Source organism: Streptomyces sp. NBC_01363, from assembly GCF_026340595.1.
Classification (GTDB): domain Bacteria; phylum Actinomycetota; class Actinomycetes; order Streptomycetales; family Streptomycetaceae; genus Streptomyces.
The window spans coordinates 258,130-274,269 of record NZ_JAPEPF010000001.1; the positions used below are offsets into that span (position 1 = coordinate 258,130).

Consider the following 16,140-nt stretch of genomic DNA (forward strand, 5'->3'; position numbering starts at 1 on the left):
CTTTCCCGCCCCCATAGCGTTCTGTCGCGCTATGGGAGTGATCGGTCACGCAGGGTCAGGCGGCGGCCAGCTCCTTGCGGGCCGCGCGGCGCACCGCCGCGAGCACCGGATCGAGCGCGGGAACGGCCGCCAGGAGCTGCTTGGTGTACGGGTCCCGGGGGTTCTCGTACACCTGGCCCACCTCGCCCTCCTCGACGATCCGGCCCTGCCGCATGACGGCGACCCGGTCGCTGACCTGCCGTACGACGGCGAGGTCGTGCGCGATGAAGACCAGGGCGAGCCCCAGTTCCCGCTGCAGTTCCGCCAGCAGCGCGGTCACCTGGGCCTGGGTCGTCACGTCGAGCGCGGAGACGGCCTCGTCGCAGACGATCAGCTCCGGCTCGGCGGCCAGCGCGCGGGCGATCCCGACGCGCTGGCGCTGTCCGCCGCTGAACTCGTGCGGATAGCGGTCGTAGCTCTCCGGGGCGAGGCCGACCCGGGTCAGCAGATCCCGGACCCGCGCCCTGATCACCACCTCGTCGCGCTCCCCCGAGGCCCGCAGCGGGTCGGCGACCGACTCGCCGATCGAGCGGCGCGGGTTGAGCGAGGAGACGGGGTCCTGGAAGACCATCTGCACCCGGGCCTCGCGGGTGAGCCGGCCCGAGGTGGGTTCCAGCAGACCGACGAGCATCCGCCCGAGGGTGGTCTTGCCGCTGCCGCTCTCACCGACGATGCCGAGGGTCTCGCCGCGCCGGACGGTGAGCGAGACGCCGTCGACGGCGGCGAGGGCGGTCTTCCCCCTGCCGAACACCTGCCGGACGTCGACGGCCTCGACGAGCGGCGCGCCCGCGTCGTCCGCCGGCTTCGCCCCCGAGGGGATCCGTCCCTCCGTCACCCGCGGCACCGCCGCCAGCAGCGCCCGCGTGTACGGCTCGCGCGGCGCCACCAGCACCTCGCCCACCGGGCCCCGTTCCACCGCCCGGCCCGACTGCATGACCAGCACCTCGTCGACCGACTCCGCCGCCACGCCCACGTCGTGCGTGACCAGCAGCAGCCCCATGCCCGTCTCGCGGCGCAGATCGTGCAGCAGGTCCAGGATCTGGGCCTGGACGGTGACGTCCAGGGCGGTCGTCGGCTCGTCGGCGATGAGCAGCTGGGGCTCGCAGGCCAGGGCCATCGCGATCAGTGCCCGCTGCCGCATCCCGCCGGAGAACTCGTGCGGCCGGGACCGGGACCGCCGTACCGCGTCGGGGATCCCGACCCGGTCCAGCACCTCCACCGCCCGTGCCCGCGCCGCCCGGCGGGAGGCCCGGTGGTGGACCCGGTACACCTCGGCGATCTGGTCGCCCACCGCGTAGTACGGGTCCAGCGAGGACAGCGGGTCCTGGAAGACCATCGCGGCCTTCGCACCCCGCAGGGCGCGCAGTTCCGCGTCGTCCGCCGCGGTCACGTCCACCCCGGCGACCCGGATCGAGCCGCCGACCTTCGCACCGGTCCCCCGGTGCAGTCCGAGCAGGGCGTACGCCGAGGCGCTCTTGCCGGAGCCGGACTCCCCGACGACGCCGAGCGCGCCGCCGGCCTCCAGCGAGAACGACAGCCCGTCCACCGCCCGCACATCGCCGAACGAGATCGAGAGATCGGAGACTTCGACCAGGCTCATGCCAGCACCACCCGTCGGTCGGCCATCGCCTGGAGAATGTCCGCGACGGCATTGGCGAGGACGACGAAGAATCCGGTGACGAGCACCAGACCGACGACCACCGGAAGGTCCACGTGCTTCACGGCGTCGACGAGTTCACGGCCGACCCCGGGAATCCCGAAGAGCGATTCGGTGAGGACGGCGCCGCCGAACATCGAGCCGATGTCCAGCGCGCCGAGCGCGATCACCGGCGCCAGCGCACCGCGCAGCGCGTGCCGCCCCACGAGCGCCCGTTCGCCGACCCCGTACGCCCTGAAGGTGCGCACATGGTCCTCGGCCAGGGTCTCCAGCATCGAGGCCCGGGTCATCCGGGCGTACGGCGCAGCGGACACCAGAGCCAGCGAGATCCAGGGCAGCAGCAGGTTCCAGGCCCACTGTTCCGGGTCCTCGGTGAGCGGTACGTAGTCCGGGAACGGCAGGATCTGGAGCGCCGTGACCAGGATGATGATCAGCAGCAGCCCGATGACGAAGACCGGGGTGGCCATGCCGGCCAGGGTGATCCAGGTGAGGACGCGCTCGGTCGGCCGGCCGCGCCGCCACACCGAGAGCAGTCCGGTGCCGACCCCGAGCAGCATCCACAGCACGAAGGCACCGACGGCGAGCGAGGCGGTGGCCGGGAGCTTGGCCAGGATCAGCTCGGTGACCTGCTGGTCGCTCTGGTACGAGAGCCCCAGGCAGGGCGCCTGGCAGTGCAGCACCCCGGTCCCGGTCGAGTAGTCGCGGCCGACGAAGAGGCCCTGGAGGAAGTGCGCGTACTGCACGTACAACGGGTCGCCCAGGTGCAGCTGTTCGCTGACCTGCGCCACCTGTGCGGGCGAGCAGCGCGGACCGCAGGCGATCTGCGCGACGTTGCCGGGGGCGACGTAGAAGGCCGCGTAGACGACGACGCTGAGGGCGAGCAGTACGAAGAGTGCTCCACCGAGGCGCCTGAGCAGGAACCACTTCACGCGTCGGCCTCCTTCTTCCGTCCGGTACCGATCCGCAGCCGGGACTCGGCGCGCGGGTCGAGCGCGGTGCGCACGCCCTCGCCGAGGACGGTCAGCGCCAGCACGGTGACGAAGAGCAGCAGTGCGGGGATCAGCAGATAGGTGGGCGCCGCCTGGTACCAGGTGTCGGCGTCGCTGAGCATCTGTCCCCAGGACGGTGTGGGCGGCTTGATGCCCACACCGAGGAAGGACAGGGCCGCTTCGACGACGATGTTCGCCGGGAAGAGCAGCACCGCGTAGGTGATGACGGGGGCGGCCAGCGCGGGCAGCAGTTCGCGCCTGGCGATCTGCCAGGGACCCCAGCCGCTGAGCCGGGCGGCGGCGACGTGGTCGCGCGATTTCAGCGAGAGCGTCTGGGCGCGCACGATCTTCGAGGTTCCGGACCAGCCGACCAGGCCGATGATCACGGCGATCAGGACCGGGCGGGGGAAGCTCGTGGGTACGACGGCGAGCGCGCCGAGCGCGATCACCATGACGGGCAGCGCGACCACGACGTCGGTGACCCGGCTGAGCGCCTGGTCGACGAAGCGGTTGCCGAGCCCGGCCGCGAGCCCGATGCCGACCCCGATGAGCACCTGGAGCAGGGTGGCGGCGAGCGCGACGCCGAGCGAGACCCGGGCGCCGGACACGACGCGGGCGAACAGGTCGCGCCCGGTGAGCGGTTCGACGCCGAGCCAGTGCTCGGCGCTGATCCCGCCGAAGGAGCCGACCGGCACCCCGCCGGTGGCGGAGTCGACGAGATCCGGGTGGTACGTGGTGGGGTCCTGGCCCTCGATGCCCGCGAGCAGCGGTGCGGCGAGCGCGACCAGGACCAGCAGGGCGACGATCGCGGCCGCCACGAGGGCCGCGCGCCGGGCGCGCAGCCGCCGCCAGAACGGATGGGCCCCGGAGACGGGGACCGCGACGGCCCCCGCCTCCTCGGCCGGAATTGCGTCTGCCATGGCTACTTGACCGCGACCTGCGAGATGTCGAGCACACCGGTCCAGTCGCTGATCACGACGTTCTTGACGGACTCGCCGTACAGGCGCTTGTAGACCGGGTGGAACAGCGGCACGGTCAGCGCCTGCTCACCGACCTTCCTGTCGAGCGCGCCCCAGCGCTTCGCGGCGGCGCTCAGGTCGGTCAGCTTGTTGATCTCGTCGATCTCCTTGTTGACCGCGGGATCGTTCAGCTGCCCGGAGTTGAAGTTGTAGCCGGACCTGACGATCTGGCGCCCGTCGAAGATCGGCGCGAAGAACGGACCGCCGGACGGCCAGTCGGCGCCCCAGCCGCCGAGGAAGAAGCCGGGCTCGCTCTTCAGGCTGTAGACCGTGTCGGAGTAGTCGTTGCTCTCCAGGCCCTGGAGCTTGACGGTGATTCCGGCCTTCTTCAGCGCCTCCTGGAGGGCGGTGGCGATCTCCGGGCTGGTGGCGAAGTCCTTGTCGTTGGAGTGCGTGAGGGTGACGGTCAGCCCCTTGGGGTAGCCGGCCTCCTTCAGTAGTTCCTTGGCCTTGGCCGCATTGCCGTTCTTCCCGGCCGGGAAGTGGTCGTACGGCGTGTAGCCGAAGGCCGCCTGGTCGGGCAGGAAGGTGGTGGCGGGCTCGGCGAGCGAGGAGCCGCCGGCCGCGTTGACCACGGAGGAGCGGTCCACGGCGTACGAGATCGCCTGACGCACCTTCAGGTTGTCGAACGGCTTCACCTTCGGGTTGAAGGCGATGTAGTTGGTGTAGCCGAAGTGGCCGGTGCCGACACGGGCGGCCAGCTTCTTGTCGCCGGTGACCTTGGCGAGCTCGGCCGGGCCCAGGTTGGTGTCGGTGGTGACGGCCGCGGCGTCGGCACCCTGCGAGGCGGACAGGCGCTGGTTGATGACGGCGGAGTCGAGCCCGGAGCGCACGTCGATCCGGTCGGGGTAGGCCTTGCGCTCCTCGTCGGTCGCCGCCGACCAGTGCGGGTTGCGCTCCAGGATCAGGCGCTCGCCGTCGCCCTCGTTCTTGACGACCTTGTACGGGCCCGAGGAGATCGGGTGCTCCTCGTACTTGGTGCCCTTGTCCTTGGCCTTGGGCACCGGGGTCGTCTGGGTCTGCGTGGCCAGGAAGGGGAATTCGCCCTCCGGCTTGTTGAGGTGGAAGACGATCGTCTTCGCGTCGGGCGTCTCGATCGAGTCGAGGCCCTTCTTGTCCTTGTACGGGCCCTGGTAGTCGGCGCCGCCGATCAGCCAGTCGCGCAGGTAGGGCGCGCCGCCGGAGAGCTCGGCGGCGAAGGAGCGCTCGATGCCGTACTTGATGTCGGCACTGGTGATCGCGGTGCCGTCCTCGTACTTCAGGCCGTCCTTGAGGGTGTACGTCCACACGGTGGCGTCCTTGCTGGGCCTGCCCAGGTCGGTCGCGAGGTCGGGGACGACCTTCGCACCGGCGGCGCCGTCCTCCCGGTTGCGGGTGGTGAGCGTGCGGAAGACCAGGGACGGGACGTTGCCGCCGCCGGAGGTGTAGAGCCGCGCGGGGTCGAAGTCCTCCTGCGGCTTGCTGTTGAGGACGGTGAGCGTGCCGCCCTTCTCGGGCTTGCCCGCCGCGCCGGAGCTGCCGTCGCCGCCCTTGTTGTCCTTGGGCCCGCAGGCCGCGGCACCCGCGGCCACGACGAGTACTGCGGTGGCCGCTGCCACGCGGCGCGATATGACGGACGGTTGACGCATCGGAAGGTGACCTCTCGGGTGTACTGCCTGGAGAAAGGGACGGAAAAGTTCCGCGCAGGCAGCGACGAGAGCGAGTGCACACAAGCCGGTCGATGGGTGGAGAAACTGACCGGAAACACCGAACTGCCGCGCCTGCGGGCGGAATGCGCCCGGCGCGGCAGTCATGCGTGGCGGTCCAGGCCCGTCAGGGCTCGGACCGCGGGCGGACGCGCGCTCGGGCAGGCGTCAGCAACAGTGGATGTCGGCGACACTGTGCCCGGTCACACCGATGAGCGCCAGCTCTATGACTGCGCGATCGGGGAGGACGGGGCCGTGTGACATGTCGAGAAATATGGATCACCGCCCAGGGGATGTCAACGCGAATTGAGACAGCTATCTCACGATACGGACAGCCTGAGGGCATGCGTACGCCGGTTCCGCGTACGGCTACGAGGCGCGGCGTGCCCGGGAGGCGGCCCGTCGCACCCGCGGGCCCGCCCTCTCCCGGTTCAACTGGGTGGATACACCCAGGCGTTGGGCCGGCACTTGATCCCGTCGATGTTCAGGGACTTGGTCTGCTGCTGCATCACCGGAGCGAGTGCTCCGCGCGTGCCGCAACTCACATGGTCGTGACCCAGCCGGTGACCGACCTCATGGTTGATCAGCATCTGGCGGTAGGCGAAGAGTTTGTCCGGACCGAAGGTCGACGACCCCTGTGCCCAGCGGTAGGCATTGATCATCACGCGCTCGGTCGCCGCGGAGTCGCACGAGACGTTGTCCTCCGTCGTGTCCAGCCCGGACTTCATGCACCATTCACCGGTGGTCCCCGGGCTGGCCAGGGTGATCACGAAATCGGGGTCGTCGGTGGAGACCCGCTCGAACGTCATCGCCCCGTCGTGCGCCCAGCTGCGGTCGTCGTTGAGCGTCTCCTGGACGGCCCTGGCGAAGAGCGCGGCATCGAGGCCGAGGCCCTTCTCCACGTCGATCCGGTAGCGGTATCTGTGCCCCCGGCCCGGGGCCTTCGCCGTCCCCGGAACCGCCTCGAACTTTCCGGACGCCTTCAGTTCCGGGGCGAGGGGATAGGCCTTGGCCATCTTCTGGGCGTACGAGAGCGGCTTGGCCCGCACCGGCTCCGGGGTCGGCCGGTCGTCCGAGCGGGAGGCGCCGTCGGGGCCGCGCCGGTCGACGCCCGAGGGCTGCGCGGCGGTGGTCCCGCCGCCGTTGTCCTGGGCGACCTGCCCGGCCACCACCACCGCGAGGACCGTGGTCACCGCGGCGGCCGCGATCCCGGTGAAGGTGCGGCCCTTGGCGCCCTTGCCGTGCTTGGCCGGCGCCGGGCCGTCGGTGCCGCCGCCGGGCGGCTGCTCGTCCCGCTCGCCGGCCGGGACGGACGGATCGGCGGGGCGGGCCGGCGGAACGGAAGGCCCGCGCGGAGCGGGCGGCGCGGACGGCACGTCGAACGCCTCGACGAACTCGCGCCGCGGTCCCGGTATCAGCGGCCGGGTGCCGGTCGGCTGCTGCCGCCCGGCCGCCGCCTGCTGCTGGGCCGCCGGCCGCGCTCCGGGCCGGTGGTCGTCGCCCCGGTACAGCCGCTGGGGACCGGTCCCCCAGCCGCCGCCTGGTTCGCGCTGTTCGGGGTGGCCGCCGCGGACGTGTCCGCTCTGCTGGAACGGGGTGTGCCCGTCGGAGCCGGCCGGTGCCTCCGCCGACCTCCGGCGCCGCCCGGTGCCGGGGACCGGCCGGACGGCCTCACGATCGGCGCCCGCGTCCGCGGCGGCGGCCTCGATGTCGGGCCCCGAGGGTTTGGGGCCCTTTCGACTATGTCGTCCCACGCCCCGGATCAGCTCCCGCCGCGTTCGTCGAGCAGTTCCCGGAAGGCCTGGGCGACCGCCTCCGGGTACTCCATCATCGCCACGTGCCCCGCGTCGGGCAGTGTCAGCAGCCGTGAATCACGGAAGGCCGCGGACGCCTTGCGCGCCATCCGGTACGAGACGAGCTGGTCCCGTCCGCCGTACACGAGCTGGGTCGGTGCGAGCACCCGCTCGGCCTGGCGCCACAGTCCGTGCTGCCCGCCGAGCGTGTACGCGTCGACAATGCCACGTGCCGAGCGCACCATCGCGTCCCAGAAGTAAGGCAGTCCCATCCGGCGCTCCATTTCGGCCACCGCAGCGCGGAAGCCCGACTCGGAGACGCGCCCCGGATCGCCGTAACAGAGCGCCATCACTCCGCGGGTGCGCTCCTCCGCGGACCAGTCCCTGGTCATCCGGGCGAACAGGCCGGCCACACCGGGCACCGCGAGCAGGCCCGTCGGTACGGCGGACCGCTGCACCCGGATCTCGGGGAGCGCGGGCGAGACGAGGGTGAGGGTGCGCACCAGGTCGGGACGGACCGCGGCGACCCGGGTGGCCACGGCACCGCCGAGCGAATTGCCGAACAGGTGTACCGGCCCGCGCTCCTCGGCGTCGAGGAACCGGATCACGGCGCGGGCATGCCCGGTGACCGAGTAGTTCCCGTCGTCCGGCGGCGGCGAGTCACCGAAGCCGGGCAGGTCGACCGCCTCACCGTCCACCACGTCCTGGAGCAGCGGCATCAGCGCCGACCAGTTCTGCGAGGAGCCGCCGAGCCCGTGCACGTAGAGCGCGGGCGGCACCCCGGTCCGGCCGGGCGGCCGGGACCGGACGGTCAGCGTCAGCCCCGGCAGCGCGACGGAGCGCAGCTGCTCCCCCTCCGCGACCCCGACGGCACTCACTGCCGGGGACACCGCGGCGGCGACGGCACGGACTCCCGGCAGTTCGGTCGAAGACATGCGGCAATGTTACGAGACGATCACACCCCGATTCATGTGTTCGCCGTCACAGACCGCGTAGCGGCCCGCGGGCGCAGCTCCTAGGCTCGAAAGCAAGGAAGGGAGTCACCATGACGGTCGACCCCAGCGACCCGGAGACCTTCGAGGACATCCAGCCGGACGAACCGGACCAGGAGACGCCCCGGGCGGACGCCGCCGAGCAGCGGGCGGATCTCCAGCAGCGGCACGACGAACCGCTCACGGACATCGACCGGGACAGCGCCGACGAGGCCGATGCGGCGGAACAGGCCCGCGTCGTGACACAGGATGAGGACGATTACCGCTGATACAAACTGCTTTGTCCCGGTGGCCGGGGAATCTGTGGCTACCGCAGCCGTCCGGTCCATGAAATTCTGCGTCCGCGCCGCGCACACCCGGGTTACCCAAAAGTACGATGGCTGTACGGCGCAGCGTGCACGGAAAGGCTGTGTCCGATCACAAATTTGGGAGGCGGCGTGACAGCCATCGAGCAGACCGAGGCGGCGCGCCCGCGGGGCACTCGACTGCCTCGCCGCGCCCGACGCAATCAGTTGCTGGGCGCCGCGCAGGAAGTCTTTGTGGCGCAGGGCTACCACTCCGCCGCGATGGACGACATCGCCGAGCGGGCCGGGGTGAGCAAGCCGGTGCTCTATCAGCACTTCCCCGGCAAGCTGGAGCTCTATCTGGCCCTTCTCGACCAGCACTGCGAGTCGCTTCTCCAGGCGGTCCGTACGGCCCTGGCGTCGACCACCGACAACAAGCTCCGGGTCGCCGCGACGATGGACGCGTACTTCGCGTACGTCGAGGACGAGGGCGGCGCCTTCCGGCTGGTCTTCGAGTCCGACCTGACCAACGAGCCCGCGGTGCGCGAGCGCGTCGACCGGGTGTCGTTGCAGTGCGCGGAGGCGATCTCCGACGTCATCGCCGGTGACACGGGACTGTCCAAGGACGAGTCCATGCTGCTGGCGGTCGGCCTGGGCGGTGTCTCCCAGGTGGTCGCCCGGTACTGGCTCTCCAGCCGGTCCGCCATTCCGCGTGACACGGCGGTCCAGCTGCTGACCTCGCTGGCCTGGCGGGGCATCGCGGGCTTCCCGCTGCACGGCATCGATCAGCACTGACGCGGGCCGCCCGGAGCGGCCGCCGTCCGTGTTCGCTGCGGGCGTTGCCCGCCGACCACTGGCGGCTCCCCTCAGCGGGCTAATGTGTGCTGCGTACGGCGCGGCTCACCGCGCAGGGACTGACCGTCGGAGGGACATAGCCGTGGAGGTCAAGATCGGGGTGCAGCACACGCCCCGGGAGATCGTTCTGGAGAGCGGGCTTTCCGCCGAAGAGGTCGAGAGCACGGTCGCCGAGGCTCTCACCGGTAAGGCGCAGCTGCTCAGCCTCACGGACGAGAAGGGCCGCAAGGTCCTGGTGCCGGCCGACCGGATCGCTTACGTGGAGATCGGCGAGCCCAGCACGCGTCGCGTGGGCTTCGGCGCGCTGTAGGCAGCACGCTCCGAGCAGTGACCGTGGCAGCGGCCCGGTGGGATTCCCACCGGGCCGCTGCCCGTTCCGGTACGCAGTGATTCCTGTGCGAACCCCGTGCCGAGGAGGGTTGCGTTCCGCAACCCGCGGGTAGTACCGCTTACGACCGATTTAGGGCAGGCCCTAACCGCCCCGCAACTCGCGAGGTGATCATCTGTGATCCTGGAACCACTCGGCTCCGTCGTGCTCGGACTCGCCCTCGCCTGGATGGCGCTCCGCTCCCTGCCGGACCGGCTCCCGCCCCGCCGCGCCGTCTTCACCACCGGCGCCCTGGGAGCCCTGTTCGGCGCGTATCTCATGCACTCGGTGCTGGGTCCGGGCCATGTCGTGGCCACGCTGATCGGCGCGGCGCTGATCGGGGCCGTGACGCTCTCGCTGCTGGTCCGCCCGCGGAGCCGCCACCTGAGCCGATCAGCGGCGGCCTGAGGCCGGCCCGGCGGCCGGCCCCGGTGAGCCTGCTACGCGGCCAGTCCCAGCGCCGCCATCCGCTTGGTGTGCGCCTCGGTGATCCGCGAGAACATCCGCCCGACCTCCGCCAGGTCGAAGCCGTCCGCCACACCGCCGACGAGCATCGTCGACAGCGCGTCGCGGTCGGCCACCACCCGCTGCGCCTGGGAGAGCGCCTCGCCCATCAGCCGGCGCGCCCACAGCGCGAGCCGGCCGCCGACGCGCGGGTCTGCCTCGATCGCGGCGCGCACCTTCTCGACGGCGAAGTTCCCGTGCCCGGTGTCGTCGAGCACGGCGAGGACGAGGGAGCGGGTGTCCGAGTCGAGCCGGACCGCGACCTCCCGGTAGAAGTCACTGGCGATCGAGTCGCCGACGTACGCCTTGACCAGGCCCTCCAGCCAGTCCGACGGCGCGGTCTGGCGGTGGAAGTCGTCGAGCGCCTTGGCGAACGGCTCCATCGCGCCGGTCGGCTCGACCTCGATCGCGGTCAGCCGGTCGGTGAGCCGCTCGAAGTGATGGAATTCGGCGGAGGCCATCTTTGCCAGCTCCGCCTTGTCGGCCAGCGTCGGCGCGAGTTTGGCGTCCTCGGCGAGCCGCTCGAAGGCTGCCAGCTCCCCGTAGGCGAGTGCTCCCAGCAGGTCCACGACCGCTGCCCGGTACTGCGGTTCCACCGACGCGGTGGCCCAGTCCTGGGCGGCGATTCCGGTGGGTTCAGGGGTTTCAGTGGCGTTGTCAGGCGTCTCCATGAAGCGCAGAATAGCCCGCCCGGCGGGGGACGGAAGGGCCTGGTCAGCCAGTGACATCACACCGTTCCGATGAATTCGCCCAACACACATGCGCGAATCCGGGGTACAGTGGTATTGCGCCTACTGAGTATTTTGGAAGTACCAGTGGCGTGAAAATGGTGAAAACGAATGAGGATGCCCGGTCGGTGGCCCGATCGGCTCCGACCCGACAGCCCTCCACGCGGGTCGTACGACACGTACGACCGCAGATGAGGGGCCCCCTCAGCGGCACGAGCGCTCGAGCGACGGCAGTGGTCCCGCGCCACCCGGCCCATCCACGGCCGGATGACCAACCCCGGCACGGTACGACCCCCAGCGTTCGCCTCGGACCGCGTCTCACAGAAGAGGCAGCACCCTGACTACGTTTCGTGACCTCGGGATTCTTCCCGAGACGGCCGAGGCCCTTGAGGCCGTCGGCATCGTGTCCCCGTTCCCCATCCAGGAGATGACGCTCCCCGTCGCGCTCTCCGGCTCCGACGTCATCGGCCAGGCCAAGACCGGCACCGGCAAGACCCTCGGTTTCGGTCTGCCGCTGCTGGAGCGCGTCACCGTCCCCGCGGACGTCGAGGCCGGCCGGGCCGCCCCCGAGAAGCTGACCGAGGCGCCGCAGGCGCTCGTCGTCGTCCCCACCCGTGAGCTCTGCCAGCAGGTGACCAACGACCTGCTGACCGCCGGCAAGGTGCGCAACGTCCGCGTTCTCGCGATCTACGGCGGCCGTGCGTACGAGCCGCAGGTCGAGGCCCTGAAGAAGGGCGTCGACGTGATCGTCGGCACCCCGGGCCGACTGCTCGACCTGGCCGGACAGCGCAAGCTCGACCTCTCGCACGTCCGCGCCCTGGTGCTCGACGAGGCCGACGAGATGCTCGACCTGGGCTTCCTGCCCGATGTCGAGAAGATCATCACGATGCTTCCGCCGAAGCGGCAGACCATGCTGTTCTCGGCGACCATGCCGGGCGCCGTCATCGGTCTCGCGCGCCGCTACATGTCGCAGCCGACGCACATCCGCGCCACCTCGCCCGACGGTGAGGGCGCGACCGTCGCGAACATCTCGCAGCATGTCTTCCGGGCCCACTCGATGGACAAGCCGGAGATGGTCTCCCGCATCCTGCAGGCCAATGGCCGCGGACTCGCGATGATCTTCTGCCGTACGAAGCGCACGGCGGCCGACATCGCCGAGCAGCTGGAGAAGCGCGGCTTCGCGTCCGGTGCGGTCCATGGCGACCTCGGCCAGGGCGCCCGCGAGCAGGCGCTGCGCGCGTTCCGCAACGGCAAGGTGGACGTGCTCGTCTGCACCGATGTCGCGGCCCGCGGTATCGATGTCGAGGGCGTGACCCACGTCATCAACTATCAGTCGCCGGAGGACGAGAAGACGTACCTCCACCGCATCGGCCGGACCGGCCGCGCGGGCGCCAAGGGCATCGCGATCACGCTGGTCGACTGGGACGACATCCCGCGCTGGCAGCTGATCAACAAGGCGCTCGACCTGAAGTTCAACGACCCGGTCGAGACCTACTCCACCTCGCCGCACCTCTTCGAGGAGCTCGACATCCCGGCCGGCACCAAGGGTGTCCTGCCGCGTGCCGAGCGGACCCGTGCGGGTCTGCGGGCCGAGGAGATCGAGGACCTCGGCGAGACGGGCGGCCGCGGCCGCAAGTCCGCCGCGGCTTCGGCGCCCGCCGTCCGCGAGGAGCGTGCGCCGCGTACGCCGCGCCAGCGCCGTCGCACCCGGGGCGGCTCCGCCGTCCAGGAGGCGCCCGCCACCACCGCCGCGGTACCGGCCCCCGAGGCCACCGACGCCCCGTCGGAGCCGCGTACGCCGCGTCGCCGTCGCCGTGCCCGGGTCGGCGCCCCGGAGGCCGCAGCCGAGGCCGTGATGAGCACGGTGGAGGCCGTGGTCGAGGTCGAGGTGGAGCCGAAGGCCGCCAAGGCCCCGGCCGAGGACACTCCGGCAACCGAGACCAAGCCGCGCCGCCGTCGTGCCCGCGTGGTCAAACCGGTCGTGGACGAGGTCGACTTCCAGATCGCGCCCATCGCCGAGCCGGTGGCCGAGACGAAGACGGTGACCAAGCCGCGCCGCCGCCCCCGCGTCGTCAAGCCGGCCGAGGACGAGGTCGACTTCCAGATCGCACCGATCTCCGAGCCCACCCCGGAGACCAAGCCGCGCCGCCGCACCCGTGCGGCCGCCAAGCCGAAGACGGAGGTCGTGGCCGAGGCCCCGGCCGCCGAGGGCGAGGCGAAGCCGCGCAGGCGTCGGGCGCCGCGCGCGACCGCCGCGAAGACCGAGGGCTGAGCGGCCACCGCTCAGAAGCCTGATCCGCCGGACGGGCCCGAGGACATCCTCGGGCCCGTCCGGCGTTCCGGCCCTCTCTTCTGCCCGTCCGGCGTTCCACCGCATAACCTCGTGCCATGAGCCGGCCGCACACCTTCACCCCGCCCCCCTGCGCCCACGCCCACCAGCTGCGCACGTCGCGCGGCGACTTCGCCGTGCTGGACGCCTCGCCGCCCGGTGCCACGCGCGGCACCGCCCTCCTGCTGCCGGGATACATGGGCAGCAAGGAGGACTTCCTGGCGCTCCTCGAACCGCTCTCGGCCGCCGGGTACCGGATCGTCGCCGTGGACGGCCGCGGACAGTACGAGACCGACGGGACGGACCGTCAGGAGATCTATGCACAGGGCGAGTTGGCCCTGGATGTGCTCGCTCAGGCCGCCGCCCTCGGCGGCGGCGAAGGCACCGTGCTGCATCTTCTGGGGCACTCGCTCGGCGGGCAGATCGCCCGCGCCGCCGTACTGCTCGACGCCTCGCCGTTCCGTTCGCTGACGCTCATGTCGTCCGGGCCCGCCGAGGTCGTCGAGGCCCAGCAGCTCAAGGTGAAGGTGCTCGGCGACGCGCTCGCGACGCTGAGCATGGCCGAGGTGTGGGAGGCGATGCGCGCCCTCGACCCGCCGGAGGACATGGCGACGGACGGCGAGGCCCTGCGCCGGCGCTGGCTGCGCCACCGGCCCGCCCAGCTGATCGCCACCGGCCGCCAGCTGGTGACCGAGCCGGACCGGGTGGCCGAACTCGCCGCCCTGCCGCTGCCGGTCCATGTGCTCTCCGGCGAGCGCGACGACACCTGGCCGGTGCCGCTGCTCGACGAGATGGCGCAGCGGCTCGGCGCGCACCGCACCCGGATCACGGGCGCCGAGCACTCCCCCAACACGGACCGCCCGGAGCAGACGGCGGCCGCGCTCGCCGCGTTCTGGGACAGCCTGTAGGCGGCGGGCGCCGAGCGGGCCGGGGCTCAGTACTGCGACTGCAGGTGCTGCCAGAAGCCGTCGCGCAGTGCCCGCCGCAGATGTGCGTGGCCGCGCAGCGAGTGCTGGAGCAGCCGTTCGGCCTCGACCAGCAGGTCCTGGTCGACGGAGCCCGGCAGGTACGGGTGTCCGGGCAGCAGATCGGCGAGGGACTCGCGCCCCCGGGCGGCCAGCCAGGCGGCGGCGATCTGCGCGCCGACGAAGCGGACGTCCTCGCGCGCGGGCGCGGGGGTGTCGTCCTCGTAGGTGGTGACGGGACGTCTGGTGACGTACGGGCGGCAGAAGTCCAGGTCGAAGGTGCGCTGGCTGTCGACCTCCCAGAGCAGCGGCTCGGCCTGGTTGCGCCCTTCCCCCGCCTCGATGCCCCACAGGTGCACCCGGGCCCCGTACCCCTGCGCCGCCTCCACCGCGGAGACCAGGTCCTCGTCGCCGCCGACCAGCGCCGCATCGCTGATGGCGCGGTGCCGGGCGAGCGATTCGAGGTCGGTGCGGATCAGTGAATCGACGCCCTTCTGCTGGTTGTTGGCGTTGAGGTTGCCGAGTCTGACCTTGACGTCGGGGAGTTCGGCGATGGACTGCTGCTCGACGGTGTGGATGCGCCGCCGGGCTCCGTCGTACCAGTACACGCGCAGCAGCCTGCTGTCCGCGAAGATCGTCCGGGCCTTGTCGATGAAGGCCTCGATCAGTCCTTCCGCGTCGAGGTCGAAGGAACGGCGGTCCTCGGTGCCGGTGACCAGCAGTCCGGCCGCCGCATACACATAGCCCGCGTCCACGAAGATCGCGTGGGTCGAGGGGGTCTTCGACACCTCGGCGAGCACGCGCTGGAGCAGCTCGTTGGTGCGGTCCAGGCGCTCGCGGATCTCTGCCTCGTTCATTCGGGCCTCGTCGTGGACCTCGTCGCCCGCGGATGCTCGGTGACCTGCTGATACTTAGACATCCAAAAAATTTCCTTAGCGTAGGGAATGTTTGCCTGAGGCAAGCCGTTATACCTCTCGTGGAGCGCAGGACAGTGATGTCCGGTGCTCTCATCCTTGCGGACGGGTCATCCGTCCTCCCAGTAGTTCTCCAGCAGGAGGATCAGACGAAGGGAAGCCTTATGCGCTTCGAGATCATGCGACTCGACGATGTCGACGGTACCGCCGTGGACAGCACCGTCGTGGACGCCGCCTCCGTCAACCGGATCGTGCAGCAGGCCGCAGCCATAGGCCAGCGCATCTATATCCGCCCGGCCGAAACCTCGGCTTCGTAACGCACGACGACGCACAAAGACGAAGCGCCCCCGCACGGAAGGTCCGTGCGGGGGCGCTGTGGTGCCGGCGTGCGCCTCAGGAGTTCTGGATGACCTGGGTGACGCCGTTGATGATCTGCTGCACGGCGATGGCGGACAGCATCATTCCGGCGAGCCTGGTCACCAGCACGACGCCGCCGTCCTTGATGACCCGGATGATCAGCAGCGAGTAGCGCATGGTCAGCCAGAGCACGATGTGCATGGCGACGATCGCCGACCAGACCGAGATCTGGCTGCCCACGCTGTCGGCGTGCTGCACCGCCAGAATCACCGAGACGATCGCACCGGGCCCGGCGAGCAGCGGCATGCCCAGCGGTACGAGCGCCACGTTGACGTCCTTGGTCTGCGTCGGCTCGTCGGTCTTGCCGGTCAGCAGATCGAGCGCGATCAGCAGCAGGAGCAGCCCGCCCGCGATCATCAGGGCGGGTACGGAGACATGCAGGTAGTCGAGGATCTGCTGCCCGAGCAGACCGAAGACGGCGATCACGCCGAAGGCGACGGCGACCGCCTGGAGCGCCATCCTGCGCTGCATCTTGGCGGGGCGGCCCGCGGTGAGTGCGAGGAAGATCGGGGTGATCCCGGGGGGATCCATAATCACAAAAAGCGTGAGAAAAAGGGATCCGAAGACAGCGACGTCGAACACAGTGAGCCTTGCGAGGAGAGA

The 16,140-nt window shown here is 70.9% G+C and carries 17 protein-coding genes; 7 read left to right on the forward strand and 10 right to left on the reverse strand.

The features are described 5' to 3' along the window. Nucleotides 1-55 precede the first annotated feature (55 nt). The 7 genes from OG611_RS01155 to OG611_RS01180 form a co-directional block, all read right to left on the reverse strand. Nucleotides 56-1,639, reverse strand: coding sequence for an ABC transporter ATP-binding protein (locus OG611_RS01155; RefSeq protein ID WP_323180068.1), 1,584 nt, complete (start codon nucleotides 1,637-1,639; stop codon nucleotides 56-58). Beyond that, on the reverse strand, nucleotides 1,636-2,625 hold the full coding sequence (locus OG611_RS01160) for an ABC transporter permease (protein ID WP_266414625.1): 990 nt from the start codon (nucleotides 2,623-2,625) through the stop codon (nucleotides 1,636-1,638). The genes OG611_RS01155 and OG611_RS01160 overlap by 4 nt, the downstream gene beginning before the upstream one ends. Then, nucleotides 2,622-3,605, reverse strand: a complete 984-nt coding sequence (locus tag OG611_RS01165) for an ABC transporter permease (RefSeq protein ID WP_266414626.1) — start codon at nucleotides 3,603-3,605, stop codon at nucleotides 2,622-2,624. Before OG611_RS01165 ends, OG611_RS01160 begins: the two co-directional genes overlap by 4 nt. A 2-nt stretch (nucleotides 3,606-3,607) precedes the next feature. Beyond that, on the reverse strand, nucleotides 3,608-5,332 hold the full coding sequence (locus OG611_RS01170; protein ID WP_266414627.1) for an ABC transporter substrate-binding protein: 1,725 nt from the start codon (nucleotides 5,330-5,332) through the stop codon (nucleotides 3,608-3,610). A gap of 225 nt (nucleotides 5,333-5,557) precedes the next feature. Then, the gene (locus OG611_RS40580) at nucleotides 5,558-5,653 is read right to left on the reverse strand and encodes an Ms4533A family Cys-rich leader peptide (protein WP_323180069.1); all 96 of its coding nucleotides are present in this window, start codon (nucleotides 5,651-5,653) and stop codon (nucleotides 5,558-5,560) included. Between the two features lie 167 nt (nucleotides 5,654-5,820). Beyond that, nucleotides 5,821-7,143: a DUF3152 domain-containing protein gene (locus OG611_RS01175; protein WP_266414629.1), complete on the reverse strand. Its 1,323-nt coding sequence runs from the start codon at nucleotides 7,141-7,143 to the stop codon at nucleotides 5,821-5,823. Nucleotides 7,144-7,151: 8 nt separating this feature from the next. Then, a complete protein-coding gene (locus OG611_RS01180; protein ID WP_266414631.1) occupies nucleotides 7,152-8,117 on the reverse strand; it encodes an alpha/beta hydrolase in 966 nt (321 codons plus the stop codon). 110 nt (nucleotides 8,118-8,227) lie between these two features. Here OG611_RS01180 and OG611_RS01185 point away from each other — a divergent pair, with 110 nt between their 5' ends. From OG611_RS01185 to OG611_RS01200, 4 genes are all read left to right on the forward strand, one after another. Further along, nucleotides 8,228-8,443 (forward strand): hypothetical protein, encoded by a 216-nt coding sequence (locus OG611_RS01185; protein WP_266414632.1) that lies wholly within the window; start codon nucleotides 8,228-8,230, stop codon nucleotides 8,441-8,443. A gap of 168 nt (nucleotides 8,444-8,611) precedes the next feature. Continuing rightward, the gene (locus OG611_RS01190) at nucleotides 8,612-9,253 is read left to right on the forward strand and encodes a TetR/AcrR family transcriptional regulator (protein ID WP_018105511.1); all 642 of its coding nucleotides are present in this window, start codon (nucleotides 8,612-8,614) and stop codon (nucleotides 9,251-9,253) included. A 142-nt stretch (nucleotides 9,254-9,395) separates the two neighbouring features. Then, nucleotides 9,396-9,623: a DUF3107 domain-containing protein gene (locus OG611_RS01195; protein ID WP_218105578.1), complete on the forward strand. Its 228-nt coding sequence runs from the start codon at nucleotides 9,396-9,398 to the stop codon at nucleotides 9,621-9,623. Between the two features lie 195 nt (nucleotides 9,624-9,818). Then, nucleotides 9,819-10,088, forward strand: a complete 270-nt coding sequence (locus OG611_RS01200; protein WP_266414634.1) for a hypothetical protein — start codon at nucleotides 9,819-9,821, stop codon at nucleotides 10,086-10,088. A 32-nt stretch (nucleotides 10,089-10,120) separates the two neighbouring features. On the opposite strand, the gene OG611_RS01205 is transcribed toward OG611_RS01200, so the two are convergent. After that, on the reverse strand, nucleotides 10,121-10,855 hold the full coding sequence (locus OG611_RS01205) for a ferritin-like fold-containing protein (RefSeq protein WP_266414635.1): 735 nt from the start codon (nucleotides 10,853-10,855) through the stop codon (nucleotides 10,121-10,123). A 484-nt stretch (nucleotides 10,856-11,339) separates the two neighbouring features. Between OG611_RS01205 and OG611_RS01210 the strand changes: the two genes are divergently transcribed. After that, nucleotides 11,340-13,184, forward strand: coding sequence for a DEAD/DEAH box helicase (locus OG611_RS01210; RefSeq protein WP_266425438.1), 1,845 nt, complete (start codon nucleotides 11,340-11,342; stop codon nucleotides 13,182-13,184). Between the two features lie 116 nt (nucleotides 13,185-13,300). Continuing rightward, complete coding sequence (locus OG611_RS01215; protein ID WP_266414636.1) at nucleotides 13,301-14,149, forward strand: alpha/beta fold hydrolase; 849 nt, start codon at nucleotides 13,301-13,303, stop codon at nucleotides 14,147-14,149. A gap of 26 nt (nucleotides 14,150-14,175) precedes the next feature. On the opposite strand, the gene OG611_RS01220 is transcribed toward OG611_RS01215, so the two are convergent. Then, a complete protein-coding gene (locus OG611_RS01220; RefSeq protein ID WP_266414637.1) occupies nucleotides 14,176-15,063 on the reverse strand; it encodes an NYN domain-containing protein in 888 nt (295 codons plus the stop codon). A gap of 221 nt (nucleotides 15,064-15,284) precedes the next feature. On the opposite strand from OG611_RS01220, the gene OG611_RS01225 reads away from it, so the two are divergent. Then, nucleotides 15,285-15,437: a hypothetical protein gene (locus tag OG611_RS01225; protein ID WP_177328023.1), complete on the forward strand. Its 153-nt coding sequence runs from the start codon at nucleotides 15,285-15,287 to the stop codon at nucleotides 15,435-15,437. Between the two features lie 76 nt (nucleotides 15,438-15,513). Here OG611_RS01225 and OG611_RS01230 read toward each other — a convergent pair whose 3' ends face one another. Beyond that, entirely contained in the window at nucleotides 15,514-16,119 is a 606-nt protein-coding gene (locus OG611_RS01230; protein ID WP_266414641.1) for a MarC family protein, read from the reverse strand. Nucleotides 16,120-16,140: the final 21 nt, after the last annotated feature.

Bases quoted from the DNA above. Each gene is read 5' to 3' on its own strand.
- OG611_RS01155 (WP_323180068.1), bottom strand. From the start codon at position 1,639: ATGAGCCTGGTCGAAGTCTCCGATCTCTCGATCTCGTTCGGCGATGTG.
- OG611_RS01165 (WP_266414626.1), bottom strand. From the start codon at position 3,605: ATGGCAGACGCAATTCCGGCCGAGGAGGCGGGGGCCGTCGCGGTCCCC.
- OG611_RS01170 (WP_266414627.1), bottom strand. From the start codon at position 5,332: ATGCGTCAACCGTCCGTCATATCGCGCCGCGTGGCAGCGGCCACCGCA.
- OG611_RS40580 (WP_323180069.1), bottom strand. From the start codon at position 5,653: ATGTCACACGGCCCCGTCCTCCCCGATCGCGCAGTCATAGAGCTGGCG.
- OG611_RS01180 (WP_266414631.1), bottom strand. From the start codon at position 8,117: ATGTCTTCGACCGAACTGCCGGGAGTCCGTGCCGTCGCCGCCGCGGTG.
- OG611_RS01185 (WP_266414632.1), top strand. From the start codon at position 8,228: ATGACGGTCGACCCCAGCGACCCGGAGACCTTCGAGGACATCCAGCCG.
- OG611_RS01205 (WP_266414635.1), bottom strand. From the start codon at position 10,855: ATGGAGACGCCTGACAACGCCACTGAAACCCCTGAACCCACCGGAATC.
- OG611_RS01210 (WP_266425438.1), top strand. From the start codon at position 11,340: ATGACGCTCCCCGTCGCGCTCTCCGGCTCCGACGTCATCGGCCAGGCC.
- OG611_RS01215 (WP_266414636.1), top strand. From the start codon at position 13,301: ATGAGCCGGCCGCACACCTTCACCCCGCCCCCCTGCGCCCACGCCCAC.
- OG611_RS01220 (WP_266414637.1), bottom strand. From the start codon at position 15,063: ATGAACGAGGCAGAGATCCGCGAGCGCCTGGACCGCACCAACGAGCTG.
- OG611_RS01225 (WP_177328023.1), top strand. From the start codon at position 15,285: ATGCGCTTCGAGATCATGCGACTCGACGATGTCGACGGTACCGCCGTG.